Annotated in this window: 23 protein-coding genes; 15 read left to right on the forward strand and 8 right to left on the reverse strand. The window is 63.5% G+C overall.

Going from position 1 to position 22,831, the window contains the following annotated elements; translation table 11 throughout:
- Window positions 1–153: 153 nt before the first annotated feature.
- The 8 genes from hrpA (at window position 154) to cyoE (ending at window position 10,979) form a co-directional block, all read left to right on the forward strand.
- Window positions 154–4,197, forward strand: coding sequence for an ATP-dependent RNA helicase HrpA (gene hrpA, locus EL191_RS07955; RefSeq protein ID WP_041977895.1), 4,044 nt, complete (start codon window positions 154–156; stop codon window positions 4,195–4,197).
- Between the two features lie 98 nt (window positions 4,198–4,295).
- Window positions 4,296–4,565, forward strand: a complete 270-nt coding sequence (locus tag EL191_RS07960) for a hypothetical protein (RefSeq protein WP_041977897.1) — start codon at window positions 4,296–4,298, stop codon at window positions 4,563–4,565.
- Complete coding sequence (locus EL191_RS07965) at window positions 4,562–5,137, forward strand: DUF6436 domain-containing protein (protein ID WP_041977899.1); 576 nt, start codon at window positions 4,562–4,564, stop codon at window positions 5,135–5,137. Before EL191_RS07960 ends, EL191_RS07965 begins: the two co-directional genes overlap by 4 nt.
- Window positions 5,138–6,149: 1,012 nt before the next feature.
- The gene (gene cyoA, locus EL191_RS07970) at window positions 6,150–7,067 is read left to right on the forward strand and encodes a ubiquinol oxidase subunit II (RefSeq protein WP_041977902.1); all 918 of its coding nucleotides are present in this window, start codon (window positions 6,150–6,152) and stop codon (window positions 7,065–7,067) included.
- Between the two features lie 2 nt (window positions 7,068–7,069).
- Window positions 7,070–9,058: a cytochrome o ubiquinol oxidase subunit I gene (gene cyoB, locus EL191_RS07975; RefSeq protein WP_041977904.1), complete on the forward strand. Its 1,989-nt coding sequence runs from the start codon at window positions 7,070–7,072 to the stop codon at window positions 9,056–9,058.
- A gap of 2 nt (window positions 9,059–9,060) precedes the next feature.
- A complete protein-coding gene (gene cyoC / locus EL191_RS07980) occupies window positions 9,061–9,687 on the forward strand; it encodes a cytochrome o ubiquinol oxidase subunit III (protein ID WP_041977907.1) in 627 nt (208 codons plus the stop codon).
- Entirely contained in the window at window positions 9,688–10,023 is a 336-nt protein-coding gene (gene cyoD / locus EL191_RS07985) for a cytochrome o ubiquinol oxidase subunit IV (protein ID WP_041977911.1), read from the forward strand.
- Window positions 10,023–10,979, forward strand: a complete 957-nt coding sequence (cyoE, locus tag EL191_RS07990) for a heme o synthase (protein WP_041977914.1) — start codon at window positions 10,023–10,025, stop codon at window positions 10,977–10,979. The genes cyoD and cyoE overlap by 1 nt, the downstream gene beginning before the upstream one ends.
- 98 nt (window positions 10,980–11,077) lie before the next feature.
- Here cyoE and EL191_RS07995 read toward each other — a convergent pair whose 3' ends face one another.
- Window positions 11,078–11,632 (reverse strand): nucleotidyltransferase family protein, encoded by a 555-nt coding sequence (locus EL191_RS07995; RefSeq protein ID WP_041977916.1) that lies wholly within the window; start codon window positions 11,630–11,632, stop codon window positions 11,078–11,080.
- A gap of 225 nt (window positions 11,633–11,857) precedes the next feature.
- On the opposite strand from EL191_RS07995, the gene EL191_RS08000 reads away from it, so the two are divergent.
- Together EL191_RS08000 and EL191_RS08005 are read left to right on the forward strand one after the other, a co-directional pair.
- Complete coding sequence (locus EL191_RS08000) at window positions 11,858–12,325, forward strand: hypothetical protein (protein WP_041977919.1); 468 nt, start codon at window positions 11,858–11,860, stop codon at window positions 12,323–12,325.
- On the forward strand, window positions 12,318–12,680 hold the full coding sequence (locus EL191_RS08005) for a hypothetical protein (RefSeq protein ID WP_036994515.1): 363 nt from the start codon (window positions 12,318–12,320) through the stop codon (window positions 12,678–12,680). The genes EL191_RS08000 and EL191_RS08005 overlap by 8 nt, the downstream gene beginning before the upstream one ends.
- A gap of 57 nt (window positions 12,681–12,737) precedes the next feature.
- Here the strand turns inward: EL191_RS08005 and arsH are convergent, their stop codons facing one another.
- Genes arsH through EL191_RS08025 form a run of 4 tightly spaced genes read right to left on the reverse strand, consistent with a single transcriptional unit; the run spans window position 12,738 to window position 15,573 of the window.
- The gene (arsH, locus tag EL191_RS08010; protein ID WP_013714716.1) at window positions 12,738–13,427 is read right to left on the reverse strand and encodes an arsenical resistance protein ArsH; all 690 of its coding nucleotides are present in this window, start codon (window positions 13,425–13,427) and stop codon (window positions 12,738–12,740) included.
- Window positions 13,428–13,437: 10 nt separating this feature from the next.
- A complete protein-coding gene (locus EL191_RS08015; protein ID WP_041977921.1) occupies window positions 13,438–13,908 on the reverse strand; it encodes an arsenate reductase ArsC in 471 nt (156 codons plus the stop codon).
- Window positions 13,909–13,923: 15 nt separating this feature from the next.
- Window positions 13,924–15,207 (reverse strand): arsenic transporter, encoded by a 1,284-nt coding sequence (locus tag EL191_RS08020; protein ID WP_041977923.1) that lies wholly within the window; start codon window positions 15,205–15,207, stop codon window positions 13,924–13,926.
- 9 nt (window positions 15,208–15,216) lie between these two features.
- Complete coding sequence (locus tag EL191_RS08025; RefSeq protein ID WP_041977925.1) at window positions 15,217–15,573, reverse strand: metalloregulator ArsR/SmtB family transcription factor; 357 nt, start codon at window positions 15,571–15,573, stop codon at window positions 15,217–15,219.
- 151 nt (window positions 15,574–15,724) lie between these two features.
- On the opposite strand from EL191_RS08025, the gene EL191_RS08030 reads away from it, so the two are divergent.
- Window positions 15,725–17,173: an alpha/beta hydrolase gene (locus EL191_RS08030; protein ID WP_013714720.1), complete on the forward strand. Its 1,449-nt coding sequence runs from the start codon at window positions 15,725–15,727 to the stop codon at window positions 17,171–17,173.
- A 3-nt stretch (window positions 17,174–17,176) separates the two neighbouring features.
- On the opposite strand, the gene EL191_RS08035 is transcribed toward EL191_RS08030, so the two are convergent.
- The 3 genes from EL191_RS08035 to EL191_RS08045 form a co-directional block, all read right to left on the reverse strand.
- A complete protein-coding gene (locus EL191_RS08035; RefSeq protein WP_013714721.1) occupies window positions 17,177–18,823 on the reverse strand; it encodes a methyl-accepting chemotaxis protein in 1,647 nt (548 codons plus the stop codon).
- A gap of 192 nt (window positions 18,824–19,015) precedes the next feature.
- Window positions 19,016–19,270, reverse strand: coding sequence for a glutaredoxin 3 (grxC, locus tag EL191_RS08040; protein WP_013714722.1), 255 nt, complete (start codon window positions 19,268–19,270; stop codon window positions 19,016–19,018).
- A gap of 18 nt (window positions 19,271–19,288) precedes the next feature.
- Window positions 19,289–19,807 (reverse strand): carboxymuconolactone decarboxylase family protein, encoded by a 519-nt coding sequence (locus tag EL191_RS08045; RefSeq protein WP_013714723.1) that lies wholly within the window; start codon window positions 19,805–19,807, stop codon window positions 19,289–19,291.
- A gap of 128 nt (window positions 19,808–19,935) precedes the next feature.
- On the opposite strand from EL191_RS08045, the gene EL191_RS08050 reads away from it, so the two are divergent.
- The 4 genes from EL191_RS08050 (at window position 19,936) to EL191_RS08065 (ending at window position 22,721) form a co-directional block, all read left to right on the forward strand.
- Complete coding sequence (locus EL191_RS08050; protein ID WP_174447352.1) at window positions 19,936–20,757, forward strand: AraC family transcriptional regulator; 822 nt, start codon at window positions 19,936–19,938, stop codon at window positions 20,755–20,757.
- A 111-nt stretch (window positions 20,758–20,868) separates the two neighbouring features.
- Window positions 20,869–21,393 (forward strand): DUF3087 domain-containing protein, encoded by a 525-nt coding sequence (locus EL191_RS08055; RefSeq protein WP_026041972.1) that lies wholly within the window; start codon window positions 20,869–20,871, stop codon window positions 21,391–21,393.
- 176 nt (window positions 21,394–21,569) lie between these two features.
- Window positions 21,570–21,917 (forward strand): hypothetical protein, encoded by a 348-nt coding sequence (locus EL191_RS08060; protein WP_017361564.1) that lies wholly within the window; start codon window positions 21,570–21,572, stop codon window positions 21,915–21,917.
- Window positions 21,918–21,977: 60 nt separating this feature from the next.
- The gene (locus tag EL191_RS08065) at window positions 21,978–22,721 is read left to right on the forward strand and encodes an SDR family NAD(P)-dependent oxidoreductase (protein WP_041977930.1); all 744 of its coding nucleotides are present in this window, start codon (window positions 21,978–21,980) and stop codon (window positions 22,719–22,721) included.
- The last annotated feature ends 110 nt before the right edge of the window (window positions 22,722–22,831 follow it).

The raw sequence follows: 22,831 nt of genomic DNA on the forward strand, positions 1-22,831 counted from the left end.
AAGATACTGACGAGCATAGCGACTGTCTGCTTTTGGCCGAAACCCGCCGTTCCCCTACGCCTTAATCTCGCACTGTTCAACTGCGGTATAGCCTGCCCGCCATAAGCCGTAATCTGCGACAATCCCGCCTTTGCCCTGATTGCCCCGATCCAGATGACTGACCTCGCCACGCTGCAGAACAACATCGACCACGTCATGATCGCCGAGCGCCATCGTTTGCGCCGGCAGTTGCATGAGCTGCAGAAGCAGCCCGATGAGACCAAGCTGGCGCAGTGGCTGGCGCGTTTTCAGGCGTCCAGCGACAAGGTGGCGGCGCGGCGTAGCAGCATCCCGGCGATGCGCTACGACGATGCGCTGCCGATTGCCGCCAAGCGTGATGAGATCAAGGCCGCGCTGGAGAAAAGCCAGGTGGTGGTGATCGCCGGTGAGACGGGGTCGGGCAAGACCACGCAGTTGCCGAAGATCTGTCTGGAGATTGGCCGGGGCGTGCATGGGCTGATTGGCCATACCCAGCCGCGCCGGCTGGCGGCGCGCAGTGTGGCGACGCGGGTAGCCGAGGAGATCGGTACGCCGCTAGGCGAGCTGGTCGGTTATCAGGTGCGTTTCGAGGATCAGAGCAAGGACGGCACGCTGATCAAGCTGATGACCGACGGCATCCTGCTCGCCGAGACGCAGCATGACCGCTTTCTGGAAAAGTACGACACGATCATCGTCGACGAGGCCCACGAACGTAGCCTCAATATCGACTTCCTGCTCGGCTATCTGAAGACCCTGCTGCCGCGTCGCCCGGATCTGAAGCTGATCATCACTTCGGCGACCATCGATCTGGAGCGGTTCAGTAAGCATTTCAACGACGCGCCGATCATCGAGGTATCTGGCCGCACCTATCCGGTGGAAACCTGGTATCGCCCGCTGGCGGCGGAGGTGGACGAGGAGGGCGAGCGTCTGCTCGATGACCTGTCCATCGACCAGGGCATTCTCGCCGCGCTGGACGAGATCGCCGAGCACGAGCGCAGCGTGGGCAAGCGCCCCGGCGATGTGCTGGTGTTCCTGCCCGGTGAGCGCGAGATTCGCGAGGCCGCCGAGGTGCTGCGCAAGGCCAACCTGCGCTTTACCGAGGTGCTGCCTTTGTATGCGCGGCTGACGCCGGCCGAGCAGCAGAAAATTTTCGCGCCCATGCCGGGGCGCAAGATCGTGCTGGCCACCAACGTCGCCGAAACCTCGCTGACCGTGCCGGGCATCCGCTATGTGATCGACAGCGGCACGGCGCGCATCAGCCGCTACAGCTACCGCGCCAAGGTGCAGCGCCTGCCCATCGAGCCGGTGTCGCAGGCCAGCGCCAACCAGCGCAAGGGCCGTTGCGGGCGGGTCGAGCCGGGCATCTGCATCCGCCTGTACAGCGAGGAGGATTTTCTCGGTCGCCCTGAATTCACCGACCCGGAGATTCTGCGCACCAACTTGGCGGCGGTGATCCTGCAGATGCTGCACCTGCGCCTGGGCAGCATCGAGGACTTCCCCTTTATCGAGCCGCCAGACGGCAAGGCTATCAGCGACGGCTTCAACCTGTTGCAGGAGCTGTCGGCGGTCAACCGCGAAAGCCAGCTCACGCCCATCGGCCGGCAACTGGCGCGCCTGCCCATCGACCCGCGCCTGGGGCGCATGGTGCTGGAAGGCGCCAAGCAGGGCAGCCTGGAGGAGATCCTTATCGTCGCTGCCGCGCTGTCGGTGCAGGACCCGCGCGAGCGACCGATGGATCGCCAGCAGGCCGCCGACCAGGCGCACGCGCAGTGGAAGGATGTGGACTCGGACTTCGCCGCGCTGATCAACCTGTGGCGCGGCTTCGAGGAGAAACGCCAGGAGCTGGGCAGCAACCCGCTGCGTACCTGGTGCAAGAAGAACTTCCTCAACTACATGCGCCTGCGCGAATGGCGCGATGCGCACCGGCAACTGGTGCTGATCGCCCGTGATCTGCAGTTGAGTGGCAATGCTTCCCGTAGGAGCCCGCTTGCGGGCGATGATGGTCAGACGGATCGCCGGCAAGCCGGCTCCCACAAAGGCGAGCCGCAGCCGACCAAGGACACCCGCGTCAACGCCATCGCCCGCCAGCAGGCCGAGGCCAGCGAGGCGGCGGTGCGGGCGAAGAACTACGCCGCCGTGCACAAGGCGATTCTTGCCGGCCTGCTCAGCCAGATCGGCCAGAAGACCGAGGAGGGCGACTACCTTGGCGCGCGCCAGCGACGTTTCTGGATTCACCCCTCCAGCGTGATCGGGCGCAAGAAGCCCAACTGGGTGATGGCCGCCGAGCTGGTGGAAACCACCAAGCTGTTCGCCCGTATGGTGGCCAAGATCGAGCCGGACTGGATCGAGCCGCTGGCGGCGCATCTGGTGAAGAAGAACCATCTTGAACCGCATTGGGAGAAGAAGCGCGGCCAGGTGGTGGCGTTCGAGCAGGTCACCCTTTACGGCATGATCATCGTCGGTCGCCGCCCGGTGCATTACGGCCCCATCGACCCGCAGGTTTCCCGCGAGATGTTCATTCGCGAGGGGCTGGTGCGTGGCGAGATCAACAGCCGCGTGCGCTGCCTGACCGCCAACCGCCAGTTGCTCGAACGCCTCGACGAGCTGGAGGCCAAGTCGCGCCGCCGCGACATCCTCGCCGACGAGGAAACCCTGTTCGCCTACTACGACGCGCGCATCCCGCAGGACATCTACCAGGCCGCCAGTTTCGAGAGCTGGTACAAGAAGGGCAGCGCGGCCGATCCGCAACTGCTGATCATGCGTGAGGAGGACGCCCTGGCCCGTGACGCCAGGGAAGTCACCTCCGCGCAGTACCCGGACACCCTACGCATCGGTGAGCTGCAACTGCCGCTGTCCTACCACTTCGAGCCCAACCACCCGCGTGACGGCGTGACCCTGCGCGTGCCGGCACCGCTGTTGCCGCAACTGCAGCCCGAGCGCCTGGAATGGCTGGTGCCGGGCCTGCTGGAAGTCAAGTGCGTGGCGCTGGTGCGTGGCCTGCCCAAGGCGCTGCGCAAGAACTTCGTGCCGGTGCCGGACTTCGTCGGCGCCGCGCTGGACAAGCTGGTGTTCGGCCAGGGTTCGTTGCCGCAGGCGCTCGGCGCCGAGCTGCTGCGCATGACCGGCGCGCGAGTGTCCGACGAGGCCTGGGCGGAAGCGGCTGAAAGCATCGAAAACCACCTGAAGATGAATATCGAGGTGGTGGATGCGCGCGGCAAGTTCCTCGGCGAAGGTCGTGACCTGGCCGAGCTGACCGCGCGTTTCGCCGAGGCCAGCCAGGCTGCCTTGGCCATCCCGCAGCAGAGCGACAAGCCGAAAGCGGTGGAGGCCAAGGCATTCGCCGAAGTGGCCGAGAAGGCGCAGCAGAAGATTGCCGGGCTTTCCATGACCGTCTACCCAGCGTTGGTGGAGGAGGCGGGCGTGGTCAAGGAAGGGCGCTTCCCGACCCAGGCCGAGGCCGACTTCCAGCACCGCCGTGCGCTGCAGCGTCTGCTGTTGCAGCAACTGGCCGAGCAGGCCAAGTTCCTGCGCGGCAAGCTGCCGGGGCTGACCGAGCTGGGCCTGCTCTATCGCGATATCGGCCGCGTCGAGGCGCTGGTGGAGGACATTCTGCTGGCCAGCCTGGATGCCTGCATCCTCGAGGGTGAGGCCACGCTGCCGCGCGATGGCGCGGCCCTGGCGCAGCTGGCCGAGCGCAAGCGTGGCGACTGGACGGCGCATGCCGAACGTATCGCCCGCCAGGTGCTGGAAATCCTCAAGCTGCACCATGACCTGCAGAAGCGCTTCAAGGGCAAGATCGATCTGGCCCAGGCCATGGCGCTGAACGACATCAAGCAGCAACTGGCCAATCTGGTGTACGCCGGATTCGTGCGCGAGACGCCGGGCGAGTGGCTCAAGGAAATCCCGCGTTATCTGAAGGCCATCGAACAGCGTCTGGACAAGGTCGGTGCGCAGGTGCAGCGTGACCGCGTATGGACGGGCGAGCTCACCGGCTACTGGGAACAGTACAAGGCGCGTGCTGCCAAACATGCCCAGGAAGGCAAGCGCGATGCGCAGCTCACGCTGTATCGCTGGATGCTGGAGGAGTACCGCGTGTCGCTGTTCGCCCAGCAACTGGGTACGAAGATGGCGGTATCGGACAAGCGCCTGAGCAAGCAGTGGACGCTGGTTGAAGCGTGATCGGCGTGGCCTGGGCTGTACTGCCCGGGCCGGCGCGGCAGGGTAGGGCGCCTGGCGTCCGATTCGAAGTGGTTCCACTGTGAAGGTTGAAGTGAGACATGAGCGCAAAAGATGAAAGCGCTGGGCTGAGCCGCCGTGGCTGCCTGGGGCTGTTTGTGGTGGGGCTGCTGTTTGTCATTTCGTTGGTTGCCGGTTTTATCTACTTCGTCACCCGCCCGCAGGGTGGCGAGATTGAAGCGGGTGAGCGCGCGGCCATCGTCGCCTGCTGGGAGCGCAGCAAGGGCGCCGACAGTGAGCGTGCCTTCACTGTGGAAAGTTGCCAGGAAATGGAGAAGCAGTTCCTGCGTAAGTTCGGCGAAAAACCATGAGTGTGTTCAGCCGCCTGACGCTCAAGCACTTTGTGCTGGGCTTCTTTGTCGTGGTGTTGGCGACAATCGTGTTGATCTGGTGGCTCAGCGGCGCGGCGTATTTGCGGCCCTATGCCGAGCAGACGGTGATCTTCGGTCAGGGTGAATTGAAGCTGCCGCCTGAGCTGGCCGGCCCCGGGCCGATCCGCGTGGTGCACTTCTGGGACCCGGACTGCCCCTGCAACGGGGAAACCGACGCGCACCTGCGCTACCTGATCGGCCTGCACCGTAACGCCGATGTCGAGTTCTACAGCGTGCAGAAGCCGGGCAGTAAGGGCGAGATTGCGCCGTTTCTGCGTGGGCGGATGAAGCCCTTGCCGGGCATCGAGGGTATGGAATCGCTGCCAGCCAGCCCGGCCCTGGCGATCTGGGATCGCGACGGCAAGCTGGCCTATGCCGGGCCTTACAGCGAAGGGTTGGTGTGCAACTCCAGCAACAGCTTCGTCGAGCCGGTGCTCGATGCGCTGACCCAGGGGCGCCATGTTTCCCTGGCCAGCGGGTTGGCGGTGGGGTGTTATTGCGCCTGGAAGTAGTGGCGTAGCCCGTCCCACAGACGCCTTTGCCGGCCGCGCAAGCCGGGGCATATATCGAATCGTCCCGGGTTGCGTGTGGGTTTAGGTGAAGCTATCGCGGCTGAAGCCGCTCCTACAGGTGCATGGCGCCTGCAGACGTTCAGCAGTCCCGTGGGAGCGGCTTCAGCCGCGATGCTTTTGGCTGCGCTCAATTGCCCCGGATTGCATCCGGGCTACAACGCTGTGCCTGTGCCTGTGCCTGTGCCTGTGGGAGGGGCTTTAGCCGCGATGTTTGTCGCGGCTAAAGCCCCTCCCACAAAAGCCCTCCCACAAAAGCCCCCTAGTCGGCCGCAATTGCGTAGCCCGGATGCAATCCGGGGCACATATCCAATCGTTCCGGGTTGCGTGTGGGTTAGGCAGAGCTATCGCGGCTGAAGCCGCTCCTACAGGTGCATGGCGCCTGCAGACGTTCAGCAATCCCGTGGGAGCGGCTTCAGCCGCGATGCTTTTGGCCGCGCTCGATTGCCCCGGATTGCATCCGGGCTACAACACCAGCCGTCTTTCGCCTCTACTTGACCCCTCTCTGCGCTCAGCCCGTCGCAAAGCTGACGTTTCTCACCTGCACATTTTGAATTCTTGAAGTTTTCTCAATGTCAAGGCCTGGCGAGCTGCTGGCGGGCAGCATCTTTCGTGTCATTGATTCCTGTCAATTTGCTGACAAAAAGCTCTAAACCGGGGCTGTGATCTTTTGTCGCACCCCTTTGCTTCTTTGCCGGCTTCTCCCGGCAAAGTGTTTCAAATCTTTGCGTATATGTTGCGAAATATGTCGAGCGAGTGCGGAAAAACGCCCCTTAAGTAGGCTGCTAACTAATTGTGCGAGGCGGTCATAGCCTGCAACATCCGCGCTTCCCACGGTTTACCGCTTCGCTTGCACGGATGCTCAAGCTCTGAGTTCTCGCTGCCGGCCTTTTACTCGATGGGCCGCACGGCAACTGAAGCCGACTGTGGGGCTCACTCAGTTGAAGGTCGTGACATGAAAGAAGAGAAATACCATCGTTGTGTGCGCTGGCTGGTGATGGCGATTGCCTTCTCGGCGCTCGGTGGATGTGACTGGGCACTGTTCAACTCGAAAGGGCAGATCGGTGTCGAGCAGGGCAATCTGATCCTGATCTCCATCGGACTCATGCTGATCGTGGTGGTACCCGTGATCATCATGACCTTCCTGTTTGGCTGGCGTTATCGCGAGTCGAACGAGAAGGCCACCTACATGCCCGACTGGGCACATTCGCACAAGATCGAACTGGTCGTCTGGGGCGTTCCCCTGATCATCGTCGCCGTTCTGGCGGTCATCATCTGGCAAACCTCGCATTCGCTCGACCCCTATCGCCCGATCGAATCGGACAAGCCGGCGCTGAACATCGAAGTCGTCTCGCTCGACTGGAAATGGCTGTTCATCTACCCGGACCAGGGCGTGGCCGTGGTCAATGAGCTGGTGATTCCGGAGAAGACGCCGGTGACCTTCCACATCACCTCCGACACGGTGATGAACGCGCTGTCGATCCCGCAGCTCGGCGGGATGATCTACGCCATGGGCGGCCAGCGCACCCAGCTCAACCTGATCGCCAACGAACAGGGCGAGTTCTTCGGCCAGTCCGGCAACTTCAGCGGCGAAGGCTTTTCGGCCATGCGCTTCACCACCCACTCGGTCAGCGACGACGCGTTCGCGCAGTGGGTCGACAAGGTCAAGCAATCGCCCGAGGTCATGGACTTCGCCACCTTCAAGCAGGTGGGCGAGCCCGGCGAAATGGTCAACCACCGCTACCCGGTCTACCCGATCCGTTACTTCGGCCAGGTCGAACCGAACCTGTTCAACAAGGTGATCGGGCAGTACGTGACCCTGAAAGATTCCCACAGCACGGCCATGCACGAAGCAGCGGAGGTGCAGGAGTGAATATGTTTGGAAAACTGACTCTGGATGCGATTCCGTACCACGAGCCCATCATCATGATCACCCTGGCCGTCGTGGCGCTGGGTGGTCTGGCGTTGTTCGCGGCGGTGACCTACTTCAAGAAGTGGGGCTACCTGTGGAGCGAGTGGCTTACCTCGGTGGACCACAAGAAAATCGGCGTGATGTACATCCTCGTCGCGCTGGTCATGCTGGTGCGTGGCTTCGCCGACGCGATCATGATGCGTACCCACCTGGCGATGGCCCACGGTGACGGGCAGGGCTACCTGCCGCCCGAGCACTACGACCAGATCTTCACCGCGCACGGCATCATCATGCTGATCTTCGTGGCCATGCCCTTGGTCACCGGCCTGATGAACATCGTCGTGCCGCTGCAGATCGGCGCGCGTGACGTGGCCTTCCCCTACCTGAATTCGCTGAGCTTCTGGCTGTTCGTCGGCGGCGCGCTGCTGATCAATCTGTCGCTGGGCCTGGGCGAGTTCGCCAAGACCGGCTGGGTGGCTTATCCGCCGTTATCGGGGATCAAGTTCAGTCCGGGTGTGGGGATGGATTACTACATCTGGAGCATGCAGTTATCAGGCTTGGGGACGACGCTGACCGGGGTCAACTTCATCGCCACCATCCTCAAGATGCGTGCACCGGGCATGAGCCTGATGAAGATGCCGATCTTCACCTGGACCATTCTGGTGACCTGCGTGCTGATCTGCGGCGCCTTCCCGCCGCTGACCGCGACCCTGGCGATGCTGTCGCTGGACCGCTACCTGGATTTCCACTTCTTCACCAATGAACTGGGCGGCAACCCGATGATGTACGCCAACCTGTTCTGGATCTGGGGTCACCCGGAGGTGTACATCCTCATCCTGCCGGCGTTCGGCGTGTTCTCCGAAGTGGTGGCGACCTTCTCGCGCAAGACCCTGTTCGGTTATGCCTCGATGGTCTGGGCGACCGCGGCCATCGGCGTGCTGTCGTTCGTGGTGTGGCTGCACCACTTCTTCACCATGGGCTCGGGGGCCAGCGTCAACGCCTTCTTCGGCATCATGACGTCGATCATCGCCATCCCCACCGGGGTGAAGATCTTCACCTGGCTGTTCACCATCTTCCGTGGCCGTCTGCAACTGAACGCCATGACCTGGATGACCCTGGGCTTCCTCGTGACCTTCTCCATCGGCGGCATGACCGGTGTACTGATGGCGGTGCCGGCGGCGGACTTCGTGCTGCACAACAGCCTGTTTTTGATCGCCCACTTCCACAACGTGATCATCGGCGGTGCGGTGTTCGGCTACCTGGCCGGCATCATCTACTGGTTCCCGAAAGCCTTCGGCTTCAAGTTGCTCGACCGCTTCGGCCGCTACTCCTTCTGGTGCTGGCTGATCGGCTTCTACTTCGCCTTCATGCCGCTGTACGTGCTGGGCTTCATGGGCATGACCCGTCGCCTCAACCACTTCGACAACCCGGCCTGGGTGCCGTGGGTGCAGGTGGCCGTGGTCGGCGCAGTGCTGATCGGTATCGGCATCGTCTTCACCGTGGTGCAGTTCGTCACCAGCTACATCAAGCGCAAGGAAAACGTCGACGTGAGCGGCGACCCCTGGGACGGCCGCACCCTGGAGTGGGCGACGTCCTCGCCGCCACCGTTCTACAACTTCGCGGTCATCCCGACGGCGGACAAGATCGACGCCTTCTATGAGGCGAAGAAGAACGGTGTCGAGCTGATGCCTGCGCCAGAGCACTACGAGCCGATCCACATGCCGAAGAACACCGGCAACGGCCTGGTGGTGTCGGCGTTCGTCATCGCCTTCGGCTTCGCCATGATCTGGCACATCTGGTGGCTCGCCATCGCCGGCCTGGTCGGCGCCGTGGTCAGCTTCATCGTGCGTTCCTACGACGAAGACATCGACTACTACGTGCAGCCCGAAGAGATCGCGCGGATCGAGCAGGCGCACCACCAAACCAAAGCCAACGCAGTCGTACAGGCCTAACCATGACCGCTTACGAACCCCATTTTCCACATGACGCTCATGGCCACTGCCATGAGCACCACCACGACACCAGTGGTATCAAGCTGTTCGGCTTCTGGGTCTACCTGATGACCGACTTGCTGATCTTCGCCACGGTGTTCGCCACCTTCGCGGTACTCAGCAACTCCTTCGCGGGTGGCCCCACCGCCAAGGAAATGCTCAGCCCGGGCCTGCACCTGGTGCTGGTGGAAACCTTCGCGCTGCTGTTCTCCAGCATCACCTACGGCATGGCCATGCTCGCCACCTACCGTGGCGACAAGGGCGCGGTGCTGCGCTGGCTGGGCATCACCTTCCTGTTCGGTGCGGCCTTCATCAGCATCGAGCTGTACGAGTTCCGCCACCTGATCCATGAAGGTGCCGGGCCGCAGGTCAGCGCCTACTGGTCGGCGTTCTTCACCCTGGTCGGCACCCACGGCCTGCACGTCAGTGCCGGTCTGCTGTGGATGCTGGTGCTGATGTTCCAGGTCGGCAGCCGTGGCCTGACCGACACCAACAAGACCCGCGTGGGGCTGCTCAGCCTGTTCTGGCACTTCCTCGACGTGGTGTGGATCTGCGTGTTTACCGTCGTCTACCTGATGGGGGTGCTGTAAATGGCTCACCAAGACCATCACGCCGCCCATGCCGTGGGCTTCAAGGACTACCTGACCGGTTTCATCCTGTCGGTGATCCTCACCGTGATCCCTTTCATGCTGGTCATGCACCCTGAAGTGCTGGGCCTGAGCCGTGGCGCGACCCTGATCACCGTGGTGCTCTTCGGCCTGGCGCAGGTGCTCGTCCACCTCGTGTACTTCCTGCACATGAAGACCGACGCAGAAGGCCGCTGGAACGTCGTTTCGATGATCTTCACCGTGCTGATCATCGCGTTCGTGGTCGGCCTGTCGGTCTGGATCATGTGGAGCATGCACTATCACATGATGATCAACTGATGCTGGCGCTCCTGAAGCAGTACCTCAACCTCGCCAAGCCGGGCATCGTCTTCGGGAATCTGATTTCCGTGACGGGCGGTTTCTTCCTGGCTTCGCGTGGCGATATCGATATGGCGCTGTACTTAGCGACAGCGCTGGGGGTTTCCCTGGTGATCGCCTCAGGCTGCGTGTTCAACAACTACATCGATAGGGACATCGACCAGAAGATGGAGCGCACGCGTAATCGCGTCCTGGCGCAGGGGCTGGTTTCACCTGCGCACGCCATCGTCTATGCCTGCGTGCTCGGGGTAGCGGGGGTGGCGTTGCTGTATGCCGCCACCAATACCCTGGCCGTGATGCTGGTGCTGATGGGCTTCGTGGTCTACGTCGGCCTCTACAGCCTGTGGCTCAAGCGTGGCTCGGTGTACGGCACCCTGGTCGGCAGCCTGTCCGGGGCGGCTCCGCCCGTGGTCGGCTACTGCGCGGTGAGCAACGAGTTCGACGCTGGCGCCGCCATCCTGTTGTTGATCTTCAGCCTGTGGCAGATGCCGCATTCCTATGCCATCGCCATCTTCCGTTTCAATGACTACCAGGCCGCGAACATCCCGGTGCTGCCCGTCATCAAGGGGATCTCGGCTGCCAAGCGGCAGATCGTGCTGTACATCGCTGCCTTCGTGGTCGCGACCCTGATGCTGACGCTCAGCGGCTACGCCGGCTACAGCTACTTCGTGGTCGCCGCGCTGAGCGGTGCCTACTGGCTGTGGATGGGCGTGTCGGGCTACAAGGCCGTCGATGATCGCGTGTGGGCGCGCAAGCTGTTCACCTTCTCCATCATCAGCATCACCATGCTCAGTGTGATGATGTCGGTGGATTTCATCTCCTCGCCCGAGCAGGTATTGGTGACTTCCATCAATCACCTGTGCAGCCAGTTCGCCGGCAGCGCGCAGGGTATCTGCGCGGTGGTGGCGGGTATCTGATCCTGGCTCCGTGGGAGGGGCTTCAGCCGCGACTGTCGCCGCTGAAGCGCCTCTCACGGGTTTCTGTCGCAGGTTGGCGGTCGCTCTTTACATCCACCCTAAGGCAGCACCTTAAGCTTCGGCCAAGTCGCCAGCCAGTTCTTGTCGCGCAGTCTTTGCTGGTAAATCGGCTGCTTTTCATCCTTGAATCTCCCCGCCGGTCGCACCACGAGGTCGAACAGGTCATCGAGGCCCAGCGGTGCAGCGACCTCCAGCCTGTCCTGGCCATCGAGCCTGACGGCGACCGCAGTCGCGGTCTCCGGCCAGTACCGCATCGCCTCGGTCGCCGAGGCGTAAGGCGCATCATCATTGCGCAGATGCATGCGTGCCTGATTCTTCACCGACCACTGCAGCGATTCGTCCTGTTGGCGCAGGATCGTCTCCAGCTCAGCATCGCGAGCAGGGCAGAGCTGGCTGCGGTCGAACCAGATCACGTCGATATCTTCTGGTAGCGGCGAGGGCGTGTATTGGTGCAGGTGATCCCAGACTGCGCTGCGCACGAAACCGGCGGCTACCCAGCAATCGGGCAAGTCGAGCCCGCGCACCTGCTGCAGGATGCGAAGGCGCCGAGGGTCGTTGGCAATCAGGGTCTGGAGGCGAGCAACGAAGTTCATGCGCCCAGCCTATCAGCCATGTTCGTTGGCTGCCTGCTCTGTTGATGAGGCTTTGGAGGTGTTTCCAGATAACGCAGTTTGTTGAGCGTATGGCACCAATACCCGCGCGAAAGGTCTCAAGCGCTTAGCCGCTCGGGAGTGCCTGTTTGTGTGCTTGTTCATGGCAAGGCGGGCCGCATTGCTCCAAGCTCAGCGGCTGATTCACCTCTACATAAGGAACATGTAATGGAAATGAAGATCCTGGCCAGCGGCGTCGGCGCGGCCATCCCCAAGACCAGCATTGGCTTCAACCTGTTCAGTGGCGTCTACATCCAGATCAGGCGTTCGAGCGCCGAGAAACCGCAGGTATTCGGTATCGCTACCGGGCCTGAGATCGGTGGTAACAGCGGCACGCTGATCGCAGGCCATATCGATACCTCCTGGATGAAGATCGACGCGGGCAAGCACGCCTGGCTGTGCAGCCGTTCATCGCTGGTCGGCAAGCTGGGGGAAATCGAGCTCAAGGGGACGTTGCTGTTCAGTGGCAGCGTGGACGTCACCTTCACCCTATATGACGCCGACAACGAGGCCAGCTTTTCGCTGAGCCGCGTGAAGGTCGAGTCGAGTGGCGGGCAGTTGGCCGACACCAAGGTGCGTGGGGTGATCAAGGATATGATGGGGCAGACCCAGAATGGGAGCATGCTCTGTGGCTAACCGTGATCGAGGCCGTTTTCCGCGCTTGAAGACGCTGTGCAATCTGGCATTGCTCCTGCTGCAGTTGATCACCTTGGCCGCCTACTGGGGCATGGTCAGCGCCAGGCCCAGCTACATGGCCATCAGTCAGGAGTTCTACCCGAGCAGCGAGCGACTGATGAACAGCTGGCTGGCCGACACGCTGGTCTCCATGCCGGCCATGCTCGTGGTAGGCGCCATCTTCGTGTTGAGCGTCGCCAAGGAGTTTGCCGGCCTGAGCAAGGTCCGGCGAATTCAACTCAATGCGCTGATCCTGGGCGTGCTACTGGTGGCGCTGTACCTGGCGGCCTCGCCGCTCTACGTCGCGGCTGCCTGATCAGCCTGCAAGTCCGTGGGAGCGGCTTGAGCCGCGATTGCCGCGGCTCAAGCGTTTTCAGATGCTGCGCTGATTGACCCGCTGCGACAGCGCCTCGGCCGATTCCTTGCGTTCGGAGTAGCGGTCCACCAGCTCGGGGTGGTCGCGCAGTAGCCAGGTGAAGCGCACCAGCTCTTCCATCACGTCCACCAGGCGGTCGTAGTACGGCGACGGCTGCATGCGGTCGTCATCGCCGAATTCGAGAAAGGCCTTGGGTACCGACGACTGGTTGGGGATGGTGAACATGCGCATCCAGCGGCCGAGTACGCGCAACTGATTGACCACGTTGAACGACTGCGAGCCGCCGCAGACCTGCATCACCGCCAGGGTCTTGCCCTGGGTCGGGCGCACCGCGCCCATGGCCAGCGGCACCCAGTCGATCTGCGCCTTGAACACCGCCGACAGGGCACCGTGGCGTTCCGGCGAGCACCACACCTGGCCTTCCGACCACTGCATCAGCTCGCGCAGCTCCTGCACCTTTGGATGCTCGACCGGGGCATCGTCCGGCAGGGGCAGGCCGGACGGATCGAAGATGCGCGTCTCGCAACCCAGGTGCTGCAGCAGGCGCGCCGCTTCCTGCACCAGCAGGCGGCTGAACGAGCGCGGCCGGGTGGAGCCGTACAGCAGCAGGATGCGCGGCGCCGGGGCCGCGTCGCTGGGTTGGGCTGGCAACAGGCCTAGGTCGAGATTGGGCAGGTCGTCGTTCATGCGTGTGTCCTCACTCCTGGCCGATACGGTTGAGCGCCTGCTGCAACTCGTCGCGGCTCATGTCCGCCAGGGGCAGGGCGAGGAAGGCGCGGCAGCGTCGTTCGATATGCGCCAGGGTGGCCTGGAACGCGGCGTCGATGTTGGCCTCGTCGCCTTCCACGTGGGACGGATCTTCCAGGCCCCAGTGGGCTTTCAGCGACGGGCCGAAGTGCACTGGGCAGGCTTCGCCGGCCGCCTTGTCGCAGACGGTGATAACGATATCCGGCGGGCAGCCTTCGAAGGCGTCGTTGCCCTTGCTGCTCAGGCCGTCGGTGGCGATGCCGACTTCACGCAGGGTCAGCAGGGTGCGCGGCAGCACCTCACCGCGCGGGAAGCTGCCCGAGCTCACCGCCTGGTGCTCGCTGGGCGCCAGGTGGTTGAACATGGCTTCGGAGAGGATGCTGCGGCAGCTGTTGGCCGTGCACATGAACAGGACTTTCATCGTGATGACTCCAGATCAGAGGCTCAGGCGCAGGGCCAGGGCCGAAAGGGTGAGCAGCAGCACCGGCAGGGTGAGCAATATGCCGACCTTGAAGTAGTAACCCCAGGTCACGCGGATTCCCTTGCGTGCCAGTACGTGCAGCCAGAGCAGGGTGGCCAGGCTGCCGATGGGGGTGATCTTCGGCCCCAGGTCGCAGCCGATCACGTTGGCGTAGATCATCGCCTCACGCACTGCGCCGCTGGCCTGGCTGGCGTCGATGGCCAGCGCGCCGATCAGCACGCTGGGCATGTTGTTCATCAAGGACGACAGCAGCGCGCTGAGCAGGCCGGTGCCCAGCGCCGCGCCCCAGATGCCGTAGCCGGCGAAGGCGTCGAGCAGGCGCGTCAGTTCGGCGGTCAGGCCGGCATTACTCAGGCCGTAGACCACCAGGTACATGCCGAGGGAGAAGATCACCACCTGCCAGGGCGCCTCGCGTAGCACCTTGCCGGTGGCGATGCGCTTGCCACGCGCGGCGACCGCGAACAGCAGGGCGGCGCAGGCTGCGGCCACCGCGCTAATGGGGATGCCCAGTGGCTCCAGGGCGAACAGCCCGACCAGCAACGCCAGCAGCACCGCCCAACCGACCTTGAAGGTGCTGAGGTCGCGGATCGCCTGGCTCGGCGCCTGCAACGCCTCCACCTCGTAGCGCGCCGGAATGTCGCGGTGGAAGAACAGCCACAGCACCAGCAGGGTGGCGGCGACGCTGACCAGGTTCACCGGCACCATCACTGCGGCGTAGGCGCCGAAGCCGATACCGAAGTAGTCAGCCGAGACGATGTTGACCAGGTTCGACACCACCAGCGGCAGGCTGGCGGTGTCGGCGATAAAGCCGGCGGCCATGACGAAGGCCAGGGTCGAAGCCGGCGAGAAACGCAGCGCCAGCAGCATGGAAATCACGATAGGGGTGAGGATCAGCGCCGCGCCGTCATTGGCGAACAGCGCCGACACCGCCGCACCGAGCAGGATGCTGAAGGCGAACAGGCGCGCGCCGCTGCCGCTCGCCCAGCGCGCCACGTGCAGCGCCGCCCACTCGAAGAAGCCGGCTTCATCGAGCAGCAGGCTGATGATGATCACGGCGATAAAGGTCGCCGTGGCGTTCCACACGATATTCCACACGGTAGGGATGTCGGCCAGGCTGACCACGCCGGCGGCCAGGGCCAGCACGGCGCCGAGCGAGGCGCTCCAGCCAACGCCGAGGCCTCTGGGTTGCCAGATGACCAGGATCAGGGTGAACAGGAAGATGGCAACGGCGATCAGCATGCGGTGTTCTCAGCAGCAGGTGGCGAGGCGGGCAGGGCGGTCGCCCATATTGGCGAGGCGGCTGGTGTCCTGCTCCAGCCAGGTGCGGTTGGCGGCCAGGGTGGCGGCCAGCACGTCGCGCACCCATTGCGGCAGATCGGGCGCCAGGCGGTAGTACACCCATTGGCCCTGGCGACGATCCTGCAGTAGGCCGCTGGCGCGCAGTTGCGCCAGGTGGCGGGAAATCTTCGGTTGGCTGTCGCCCAGCGCGCAGACCAGCTCGCATACGCACAGCTCGCCCTGCTCGGCGATTAGCAGCACGGCGCGGGCGCGGGTTTCGTCGGCCAGGGATTTGAACAACGCGGGCGGGGAGAGGTGGTCGGACATTGGGTAAGTCCCTATATGCGGGTTGGCGAATATACGGAAATCCATATGTTTTAGGCAAGCTGGTGGTGATTCGGGGCGGCTTTGCACTACAGTCCCCAAGCCGAACGCCGGGACGGTTTTTCCCGGCCAGAGATTTCGAGGGAGGCGCTGGATGCGTTTACCGCGCATGCGCAACGTGATGGCCTGGACGCTGGTAGTGCTGTTGTTGATCGTGGTGGCCTTGCTCGGCATTCGTATCGCCGGGCTATCGTCGTTGCCCGAACTGGAACCCTGGCACCGCCTGGTGCCGCAGGAGCTGGACGCAGACGAGCTGGACGCGAGCGACTGGCAGGCCTACCTGAGCGCCGAGGCAGCCTTGTTCGAGCGCCTGCAGCGTGAGCTGATCGAGCCGGTCACGGCTTCCGGCGCGGCGCCGTACAGCCGTTACGCCAGCGACAGCCCGGTTTACCCCGGCAATCTGCCGCGCGACTGGAACCGTTCCTTCATCCTGCCGCCACCGGGAACCGCGCGCGGTGTGGTGGTGTTGCTGCACGGCCTGACCGACTCGCCCTACAGCCTTCGCCACATCGCCCAGCACCTGAGCGAGCAGGGCCTGCTCGCCGTGGTGCCGCGCATGCCTGGTCATGGCACGGTTCCGGCGGCGCTTACCGCTGCGCATTGGGAGCAATGGCTGGCTACCACGCGCCTGGCTGTACGCGAAGCGCGGCGCCAGGTGCCGGACGGGCCGCTGTATATGGTCGGCTATTCCAATGGCGGGGCGTTGGCGCTGCGCTACAGCCTGGCGGCGTTGGAAGATGAGCGCCTGGCCATGCCGCAACGCCTGGTGCTGATCTCGCCGATGATCGGCGTCACCAGCTACGCCCGTTACGCCGGGCTGGCGGCCCTGCCCGCGGTGCTGCCGGCGTTCGCCAAGTCGGCCTGGATGAACGTGCTGCCGGAGTTCAACCCGTTCAAGTACAACTCCTTCCCGGTGCACGCGGCGCGGCAGACCTACGAGCTGACCCGTGAGGTGCAGAACGCCTTCGACGCTGCCGAGGCCGATGGTCGTCTGTCGCGACTGCCACCGGTACTGGCCTTCCAGTCGCTGGCCGACAGCACCGTGAGTACACCGGCCGTGGTGCACCAACTGTTCGAGCGTCTGCCGGCCAACGGCAGCGAACTGGTCATCTTCGACATCAATCGCTCGCGGGCGGCTGGCTCGCTGTTGCGAAACGATATGAGCGGGTTGCTGGAGCAACTGCTCCCACCCGTCGAGCGTGATTTTGACCTGACCGTGGTTGGTGTGGCCGCCGAGCAGGGGAGGGAGGTCGAGACCAGGCGCATCGCCGCAGGCAGCCAGCAGATGCAGCGTCAGTCGCTGGGCGTGGATTATCCGAGCCAGCTGTTCTCGCTGTCGCATGTGGCCTTGCCGTTCCCGCCCAACGACCCGCTGTATGGCAGTGATCCCACTCCGGACGAGAACTACGGCGTGGCGCTGGGTACGCTGGCGCCGCGCGGTGAGCACGGCGTGCTGGTGGTGGGGTTGGACAGCCTGCAGCGGGCGACGTCCAACCCCTTCTACGATTACCTGCTGCAGCGCATCGACGAGGATCTGCGCTGAACCTCAGAGGCGGAAGCGACCTACCAGCCCGTCCAGTTGCGTCGACAGCGCCTGCAGGTCGCTGCTGGCCTGGTTGAGCTGGTCGGCGATATGGGTGGTGCCGACGGTCAGCTCGTTGATGTCGACGATATTGCGGTTGATGTCTTCCACCACGCTGGACTGCTCCTCGGTGGCGGTGGCGACCTGGATGTTCTGGTCGCTGATCTGGCCGATATGGCTGTTGATCTGCTCCAGCGCCGCCGACGCCTTGCTCGCGTACTCCACCACCAGCGCGCTCTGCCGTTGGCCCTTGGCCATGGCTTCGACCGCCGAGCGTGATTCGTTCTGCAGACGGTTGATGACCTGCTGGATTTCCTCGGTGGAGGCGCCGGAACGGCTGGCCAGGGTACGAACCTCGTCCGCCACCACAGCGAAACCACGGCCCTGTTCGCCAGCACGCGCAGCCTCGATGGCAGCGTTGAGGGCGAGCAGGTTGGTCTGTTCGGAAATACTGCGAATGGTGTTGAGCGTGGTGCTGATGGCGTCTGTCTGCGCGGCCAGTGCCTCGATCACTTTGGCGGCCTGCTCCAGTTCGCCGTTGAGGGCATCGACCTGCTGCTGTGCCTGGCTGACCACGGCGCTGCCGTCGCTGGCGTGCTGGGTCGCTTCGCGGGCGACTTCTGCGGCATTCTCGGCGTTGCGCGCGATCTCGTTAACGGTCGAGCCCAGTTCGTTGATCGCGGTCGCTACCTGCACCGTGCGGTCGCTCTGGGCGGTGCAGTTGCTCTGGGTCAGGCGTGCGCGCTCGGCGACGTCGCGCGCCATGCCCGAGAGCTGGCGCGAGTTGTCGGCGAGCTGGCGCATGGCGCCGTGCACCTTGTCGATGAACTGGTTGAAACTGCGCGCGATCTCGCTCAGCTCGTCCTGGCCGGGCAGGTCGATGCGGGTGTCCAGCGCCAGGTTGTCGGCGGCCTGGCCGAGGCTGTTTTGTAGCACGGCGACGCGGCGGCGCAGCTGGATGACGATCAGCCAGGAGATGATGATCGACACCAGCAGGCCGGTAGCGATGATGGCGATCTGGCGGGTCAGGCCTTCATCGTAGCTTTGTGCACTGTGCAGATTTTGCTGCTCGGCCTGCTTGAGCAGGGCATCGAGCAGGTCGTTGGCGCCCTGGCGCATCACACCGTAGGTCTTGGCGTACTGGTCGCGGTAGATCTGCTGCGCCTTGGCCATGTCGCCCGCATCGAAGGCAGCGAGCATCGGGTTCAGCTCGTTGCTGACCATGGCTTCGAACTGGTCGAGCAGTTGCTGCGCCTGCGCCTTGCGCTCCGGGTTGACCTGCGCTGCCACGGCCTGGCGCATGGCTTCGCGCATTTCCGGGATGTCCTCGTTGCGCGCATCCTGCACGCGGGATTTCACGCCGCGTTCGTCGCGCAGCGGGGTTTCCTGCAGGAGCATCATGTCGAGACCGACGCGCATGCGCGGGATGCGTGAGGCCACCTCGGCCATGGCGCGCATCGGTGCGGCCGTATTGAGATAGAGGACCTCCGTGTCCCGGTGCATGCTGGACATGCTGCTCAGGCTGGTCAGCGCCACCAGTAGCAGGGCGATGCAGGGGATCGCTACCGCAATGATCAGGCGGGTTTTCAAAGAGAGGGCGTCGAGACGCATGGGGTGACTCCATTTCGAGATAGGGCGCAGGGGCGACGTTCAGCCTACCGGGCTGATGTTGCCGCTCTTGTATCGGCCGCGAGGGCCCGCAGCATGAGGGCAGAGGCGAGCGCTTTGGCGAAAAGGAGTAGGCCGGCAGTTGCGCCGGCGACCTGCAGGTAGGTGGCCGGCCATGAGGCCGGCCGTCAACATTCAGGCTTGCAGCAATGCATCCAGCTTGCCGCCACGCTCCAGTGCGGCGAGATCATCGAAGCCACCGACATGCTGCTCGCCGATGAAGATCTGCGGCACGCTGCGGCGCTTGCTGCGCTGTAGCATCTCCGCCATCCGCTCGGGCGAGCGACTCACGTCGATTTCCTCGTAGGTCACGCCCTTGCGTGTCAGCAGCGCCTTGGCGTTGATGCAGTAAGGGCAGTACGCGGTGGTGTAGAGGGTGACGGCTTGCATGATGAACCTCCGGCGTCGTCAGACGGCTACTGGTGGAAAGTCGACAACGGTTTCGGCCAGGTTGTTGAGGTAATTGGTCAGGGTCATCAGGGCGACGTTGGCTACGACCTCGACGATGGCGGTGTCACTCAGCCCGGCCTCGCGTGCAGCCTGCAACTGCGCATCGCTGATGCGGCCGCTGCTGTCGATGATCTGCCGGGTCAGGCGCGCCACGGCATCGAACTCGCCGTCGCGGGCGCTGCGAATGTCCGCCTCGCTCAAACCGGCCTTGCCGGCGAACAGGGTGTGCGCTGCCAGGCAGTATTCGCAGCCGTTGACCTGCGAGCTGGCCAGCGCCACCACTTCGCGCGCCTTGGCATTCAGCGTGCCCTTGCCGAGGGCCTGGGACAGCGCCAGGTAGCCGCTCAGCGCGGCCGGGGCATTGGCCAGGGTAGCGAAGGTGTTGGGGATGAAACCGAGGCCCTTGCGGATACCTTCCAGTTGCGCCTGGGCGCTGGCAGCGGTTTGTTCGAAGGGCAGTGCGGCGATGCGAGTCATGGTGATTCTCCAGTCTTGGGTGGGAAGCTTGTCGTTCAAGCCTGGAGCCAGATTAGTGAAACGAGCTGGCCTTTCGGATTCAGATCGTCGATGTTATGCGACAGATCGTCCAAGAGTGCGAAATGACCATGGATCGCCTGTCCAGCCTGTTGCATCACTTCAACTTGCACGCCAGCACCTTTCACCGCGGTGGGTTTTGCGGAACCAGCAGCCATGGCGAGCATGAGCCGCATGGTTACATCCACCTGCTGCGTGCCGGGTGCATGAGCTTTCGTGAGGGCGATGGCCGTGAGATGCGCCTGGAAGAGCCGAGCCTGATGCTGTTGGCCAGGCCGCGTCTGCATCAGATGACAGCCAGCGAGGCCGACGGCGCCGAGCTGGTCTGCGCCACCCTGGCCTTCGATGGCGGCATCGACAATCCGCTGTCGCGGGCATTGCCCGGCGCCATCGTCAAACCTCTGCGTGAACTGCCAAGCCTGAGCGGCTGCCTGGACTGGCTGTTCGCCGAAGCGGCGGGGGAGGATTGCGGGCGCGAACTGGTGCTCAACCGCCTGTTCGAGCTGATGGTAATCCAGTTGCTGCGCCATCTGATGAACAGCCGCGAGCTGGCCTCGGGGATGATGGCCGGCCTGGCCGAACCGCGCCTGGCCCGCGCGCTCAATCAGCTGCACGAGAAACCGCAGCACGGCTGGTCGGTGGCCGAATTGGCGGCGCTGGCAGGTATGTCGCGGGCCAGTTTCGCTGCGCATTTTCACCAGGTGGTGGGCGCTACGCCGGCCGATTATCTGGTGGGCTGGCGTGTCAGCCTGGCGCAGAAGCGCTTGCGAGAAGGCCGGCCCATGGCGCTGATCGCCGATGAGGTCGGTTACGAAAGCCCTTCGGCGCTGGCGCGCGCGTTTCGCCGCAAGGTGGGAACGAGCCCCAGTGAGTGGCTGAAGCAGGGCGGTTGAGTATCACGCGGCAGCTTTGATCTGCGGCAATCGTGCTGTTGATCGGGCTCGACCCCAGTGCCCCGATAGTGCATGGTGGCGCCCCACGCTGCCTGCTTCGAGAGTCGCGCCATGTTCGAAATCCAAGCCATCGACCCCGCCTATTACCGCCAGCAGACACGCCGCAGTACGGCGGTGATCGCCGTTATCTTCGTGGCACTGGCCATGCTCTGCGCCACGCTGAGTACGCAGGTGTTCGGTACGCCCGGTGGCGACAACTTCAAGTGGAATCTGCTCGGCGTGGTGGCGGGCCTCGTATTGACCATCGCTCTGGTACGCCAGCAATTATGGTCGCGGCCGTTCATGGCGCCTGCCGTTTACGGTTGGCGGCTCAAGCGCAGCCTGATGCGCATCACCAATGTCATGCATCACGTCAAGGCAGGTGTGGCGCAGGGGGATGACGGCGCGATGAAGTTGCTGCGTTTCTATCATTTGGGGGTAACCCAGATGCACCAGCTCGACGGCAACTCCAGCGAGCTGAGCCAGATGGTGCGCGAGATCGACGACCACCGCGATGCGATGGAGCAGCGAGGGCTGGATATCGAGCAGACGCGGCTCGATCCGGTCTGGTTGGAGCGGGTGAAGGCCTTTAGCTGAACCCCGTCATCATTTCTGCGGGCTAAGTCACAATGACCTTTTTGCTGTCATTGTGACTTGTAAAGTTTGCTGTCATTAGTACCTGTGCTTTTCTATCTATTTGTTTTTTATATAGAAAATATCTGGCACAAAATCTGACTGTCTCCGGGTGCAATGCCCATTACAGGAGAAATCAGATGAAATCCATTGCCTTGCTCACTCTTTCCCTCAGCCTTCTGGCCAGCAGCGTTCTGCAGGCTGCCGAAGTGCTCGCCGAGCGTGATGAAAACTCGGTCGGTGCCGGTTTCGGCGGTCTGTCCGGGCTGATGCTGGGCGCCGCTGCGGGCGGTCCGGTCGGTGCATTGGTCGGTGCGGCTGCCGGAGTCTGGACCGGTGCTCAGGTTCAGGCTGCCAGCGGCAACAGCGGTACTGCCTATGTCGTGCGTCATGCCGATGGCCGTGAGCAGTGGGTGCGCTCACCCGGAGAGCGTTTCGAGGTGGGCCAACAGGTCGAGATGAACGGCATCCGTCTGCTGGCGCAGTAAATCCATTGACCTGTGGCTTTTTCAGCCATCGCATCCACGTCTTTCGCTTCGAGGAACTTCATGAGTACGAATTTTCAGGGCCGTCTCGCGGTCGTGACGGGCGCCAGCTCGGGTATCGGGCTGGCCGTATGTGATCTGTTGTTGCAGCGCGGTGTGCAGGTTTTGGCGTTCTCGCGACGCCTTGGCGCACTGGAGGCGCTGCAGGCTCGCAACCCCGAGCAACTGCACTGGTGCGCAGGCGATGTGACTGATATCGATGCCCTGCACGCGCTGGCCGAGCGGGCAGGGCGACTCGGCGCCGTCGATTACTTGGTGCCCAATGCCGGGATTGCACGGTTGGCGCCGGGCTGCGACATGCAGGCATTCGAGCAGCAGTGGCGGGTCAATGGCGCCGGTGCGGTGAATACCTTCGAGGTGCTCAAGCCGCATCTGGCACGACCGGCTTCGGTGGTGTTCATCAGCACGTTCCTGCGCCAGCTCGGTTTTGCCGGGCTCGGTGGCTACATCGCCAGCAAGGCGGCGCTCTCGGCATTGGTACGCAGCCTGGCGCTGGAGCATGCCGGCGAAGGACTGCGGCTCAATCTGGTTTCGCCGGGGCCGACGGCAACGCCGATCTGGAACAGCCTGGGCCTGGCCGAGGAGATGTTGGCGGGTGTCGCCAGTGAAGTGAACAAGCGCCTGGTCGATGGTGAATTTCTCGATCCGCTGGCAATCGCCGAAGTGGTGCTGTTCCAGCTGAGCAACGGTGCACGTGGCGTCTACGGCCAGGATTGGGTGGTCGACAAGGGCTACACCCTGCAGTGAGCAAGGTCGGGGCGGCATGCCTGCCGCCCCGATGGCGCGACATATCCCCTGACATTTGCCCTGACTCGTGGTCAAGGCTTAAAGGTTTTTGAAAGGTTCGCCTCTTAGCC

The organism is Pseudomonas mendocina (genome assembly GCF_900636545.1).
Classification (GTDB): Bacteria; Pseudomonadota; Gammaproteobacteria; order Pseudomonadales; family Pseudomonadaceae; genus Aquipseudomonas; species Aquipseudomonas mendocina.